At 72.2% G+C, this 3,254-nt stretch carries 3 protein-coding genes, 1 pseudogene and 1 riboswitch; all 4 genes and pseudogenes read left to right on the forward strand.

Annotated elements, in window-relative coordinates:
- Positions 1-319, forward strand: a pseudogene (locus ACLN58_RS19925) (ribosome small subunit-dependent GTPase A); the annotation flags it as partial.
- Positions 320-370: 51 nt separating this feature from the next.
- Positions 371-1,192, forward strand: a complete 822-nt coding sequence (gene hisN, locus ACLN58_RS19930; RefSeq protein ID WP_415856972.1) for a histidinol-phosphatase — start codon at positions 371-373, stop codon at positions 1,190-1,192.
- A 77-nt stretch (positions 1,193-1,269) separates the two neighbouring features.
- Positions 1,270-1,383: riboswitch (SAM riboswitch) on the forward strand.
- A gap of 34 nt (positions 1,384-1,417) precedes the next feature.
- A complete protein-coding gene (locus ACLN58_RS19935) occupies positions 1,418-2,872 on the forward strand; it encodes an aminotransferase class V-fold PLP-dependent enzyme (RefSeq protein ID WP_415856973.1) in 1,455 nt (484 codons plus the stop codon).
- Positions 2,873-3,016: 144 nt separating this feature from the next.
- The coding region (locus ACLN58_RS19940) for a class I SAM-dependent methyltransferase (protein ID WP_415856974.1) at positions 3,017-3,254 on the forward strand (238 nt) is incomplete at its 3' end.

Here is a 3,254-nt window from a genome sequence, read left to right on the forward strand (position 1 = left end):
GTCGGCCCTCGCCCTGCGCCTCGACGGCGCGCCGCCCGGAAGCTGGATCATCGACACGCCGGGGATCCGCTCGTTCGGCCTCGCCCACGTGGACCCTGACCGGATCCTGCACGCGTTCCCCGACCTCGAACCGGGAACCGAGGACTGCGCGCGCGGCTGCCGGCACGACTCCTCCGCCGTCGACTGTGGGCTCGATGCGTGGGTCGCCGGGGGGCATGCGGGGCCTCAGGGACCGGCCCGCTTGGCGTCGCTCAGAAGGCTTCTCGGCGCGAGCCCGCGCGAGGAGGCGGCCGACGCGAAGGAACTCGGCTCGATCTGAACCGGCCGGACGTCCCGCCGCGCGGGGCGCCGAGACGATAGCGTGGGACTCATGAGCCCCGTCGCCCCCGAGTCGTACACCGATGACCTCCGTCTGGCCCACGTGCTCGCCGACTCCGTCGACGCGCAGACCATGGACCGATTCAAGGCCCTCGATCTCCATGTCGAGACGAAGCCGGATCTGACGCCGGTCACGGACGCGGACCGAGCAGCGGAGGAGGCCATCCGCGGTCAGCTGTCCCGAGCCCGCCCGCGCGACGCCGTGATTGGCGAGGAGTTCGGCACCACGGGCCACAGCTCGCGCCGCTGGATCATCGATCCCATCGACGGCACGAAGAACTTCGTCCGTGGCGTCCCCGTATGGGCCACCCTCATCGCCCTTGCGGAGGGAGACGATATCGTGGTCGGCGTGGTGAGTGCCCCAGCTCTCGGCAGGCGCTGGTGGGCGGCGAAGGGCGCCGGCGCGTACACGGGCCGTTCCCTTGCGGCCGCGACGAAGCTCAAGGTCTCCAACGTCTCGCGCCTCTCCGACGCCTCGCTCTCCTATTCGAGCCTCTCTGGCTGGCGCGAGCGCGGCTCGTTCGGCGACTTCCTGAGCCTCACCGAGGATGTGTGGCGCACGCGCGCCTACGGCGACTTCTGGTCGTACTGCCTCGTCGCCGAGGGCGCGGTGGACATCGCGACGGAGCCCGAGCTCCAGCTCTACGACATGGCGGCGCTCGTGCCGATCGTCACCGAGGCCGGCGGGCGGTTCACGTCGCTCGAGGGCGTCGACGGACCGTGGGGCGGCAGCGCGCTCGCGACCAACGGGATCGTTCACTCCGACGCGCTCGCGCGGCTCAACCCCGAGCACGACGACCTCCTCTCCTCCTAGAACGCCCTCCACTTAACTCGATGTAACACGGCAGGTCGGGCTGGAGGCCGAACAGGAGCTCCCGTAGTCTCGTAAAAGGTCACGAGTGCCAGCGCGAAGCCCCGGCTTGCTGGCCGGCAACCCTCCTCACGCGGCGGGGTGCCCCGGGTGACGACCAGGCCGGTCCGGAGTGGATACGGCAAGCGCGGCCCCCGCGAGGCGGGGCCCAGACCCCGAGGTGCAGTCATGAGCACATCCGTCGTCCTTCCCTCTTTCCCGCCCCAGCCCACCCCACCCCAGCCCACCCAAGCGCGCCCCGCGGCAGCCATCGATCCGAGCGCCTACCCTGACGCCCTCCGCCCCCTCGCGCCCGTGGTGGGCGCCGATCTCATCACGCCGCTCGCGGCGGGCGGCGAACTCCGCTACGCGAACCTCGACTACGCGGCCTCGGCGCCAGCCCTGACGCAGGTCGCCGACTATCTCAACGAGGTGCTCCCCTACTACGCGAGCGTCCACCGCGGCGCGGGCTACGCGTCCCAGGTCAGCACGTCCGTGTACGAGAACGCGCGCGGGATCGTGCGTGACTTCCTTGGCGCGCGGCCGGACGACGAGGTCGTCTTCACGCGCAACACCACGGATGCCCTCAACCTCCTCGCGGGTTGCGTCCCCGGCGCGGGGGACGTGCTCTACCTGGATATCGAGCACCACGCGAACCTCCTGCCGTGGCAGGCCCGCCCGCACCGCAGCGTCGTCGCGGCGCGGACCCTCGCCGAGACGCTTGAGCGCGTGCGCGCGTGGCTCAAGGCCGGCGAGGTCAGCCTCCTCGCGGTCACGGGTGCGTCCAACATCACGGGCGAGATCCTGCCGATCGCCGAGCTCGCGCGGCTCGCCCACGAGCACGGCGCACGGATCGTGGTCGACGCCGCCCAGCTCGCCCCGCATCGCCGGATCGATATCGCGGGAACGGACATCGACTACGTCGCCTTCTCCGGGCACAAGCTCTACGCCCCGTTCGGCGCGGGAGTCCTCGTGGGGCGCAGCGACTGGCTCGACGCCGGCCACCCCTACCTCGCGGGCGGCGGCGCAGTGCGCGAGGTTCGGCTCGATTCCGTGGCCTGGGCGGACGGCCCGGCGCGGCACGAGGCAGGGTCCCCGAACGTGCTCGGCGCCGCGACGCTCGCGAAAGCGGCCCAAGTGATCGCGGGCCTCGATGAGGGCGCGTGGCACCGCCACGAGCAACAGCTCCGGGCAGCGCTCGTGGCCGGCCTCGGCGAGATCGAGGGCGTCACGGTTCACCGGCTCTTCGAGGACTCCGATCCAGGTGTGGGCCCCGCGTCGCATGGCTCCGTGGGCATCGTCAACTTCTCGGTCGCGGGGCACGACGCGGGGCTCACGGCCGCCTACCTCTCGGCCGAACACGGCGTCGGCCTGCGCGACGGGCGCTTCTGCGCGCATCCCGCGCTGCGCCGGCTCGGCCTCCCGTCTGGCTCGCTGCGCGCGAGCTTCGGCCTTGGCTCGCGGCTCGAGGACGTCGAGCGCCTCGTCGCCGGCGTCCGGGACCTCGTCGACCACGGAGTCCGGCTCGACTACAGTGTCGACTCCGGCCGCTGGGTTCCCACGAACGACGCGCGGCCGTTCCCCGAGTGGGCGCCCAACACGCCGGGCACGGCGGGCGCCGCTCCCTGTACCGCCGAAGACTGAGACCGCCGAAGACTGAGCCCACCGGCCGCTAGCCCGCTTCCGCACCGTCCGCCTCGAGCGCCGCATTCCCGGTAGATTCGACTCCACAGAGCGGAGGAATCGCCCGGCACTCGCGGGGCACGCGGCGAGGGAGGCACACGCAGTATGGCGCGCGGCGGACCCAAGTTCGGCGACGAACGACGGCGGGAGCTCGCCGAGGCGTTCATGGCCGGCGGGGAGCACTACGAAAAGGTCCGTCCGGGCTACCCTGACGCGGCCGTCGACTGGCTCGTCCCGCCCGGGGCCGCGACGGCCGTCGACCTCGGGGCTGGCACCGGCAAGCTCTCGGCGCTCCTCGCAGCGCGCGGACTCCGCGTCACGGCCATCGACCCGAGCCCAGACA

The organism is Sinomonas sp. G460-2 (assembly GCF_047759905.1).
Classification (GTDB): Bacteria; Actinomycetota; Actinomycetes; order Actinomycetales; family Micrococcaceae; genus Sinomonas.

Bases quoted from the DNA above. Each gene is read 5' to 3' on its own strand.
- ACLN58_RS19935 (WP_415856973.1), top strand. From the start codon at position 1,418: ATGAGCACATCCGTCGTCCTTCCCTCTTTCCCGCCCCAGCCCACCCCA.
- hisN (WP_415856972.1), top strand. From the start codon at position 371: ATGAGCCCCGTCGCCCCCGAGTCGTACACCGATGACCTCCGTCTGGCC.